The 703-nt window shown below is 34.7% G+C and carries 1 pseudogene; it reads left to right on the top strand.

The window, feature by feature from the left end:
* A pseudogene (gene rpiRa / locus IDG60_RS18500) lies at nucleotides 1-428 on the top strand (pentose phosphate pathway transcriptional regulator RpiRA); the annotation flags it as partial.
* Nucleotides 429-703: the final 275 nt, after the last annotated feature.

Raw genomic sequence — 703 nt, 5'->3', positions numbered from 1 at the left:
GACTAGGTAGCTCTGGTTTATCAGCGACTGAATTTTATTATCGTATGATTCGTATGGGGCTAAAAGGTAATGTTACTACCGATTCACATTTAATGAAAATATCGGCATCCCTACTATCTCATTCGGATATGTTTATTGCTATGTCAAATAGTGGTAATACTTCGGAATTAATTTCTGCAGCGGAAGTCGCCAAATCTCATGGTGCATATGTCGTTGCCATCACAAATTTCGAAGGTAGCAAACTTACAGATTGTGCAGATTTAGTACTTTTAACAACGGATCAATCGCGTAATACCGACCATCAATTTATCAACACACAAATTGCGACACTCTTTTTAATCGATATCGTGAGCTATCATTTATTAGAAAATACGAATCTGAGTCAAACTTATCAACATACTAAATCTATTATCCTAGACAACAAATAACTAGTAGTATATTCAAATCCACCTGCAACTGTAGACAATCATCGTGATTGTCCCAACGAGTTGCTAGGTGCTTTTTTAATTTCAATACCAAATATTTTTTTCATTTTCTAAAATTTTAATATCTCAGCTTCTTCAATTTAATATGTCTGTGGCACACTGTTGGTTGATATAGTTTAGATTGGTCCTAGATAGAGTGTGATGTGTGGAACTAACAACAGCTCTCATCTCTCGTAACGGTTTCAAATTCTATTTTAGAATGACTCCTTCTTTCAACT

This window comes from Staphylococcus sp. EG-SA-2, assembly GCF_017152085.1.
This window is presented reverse-complemented; position numbering and strand designations above follow the sequence as displayed.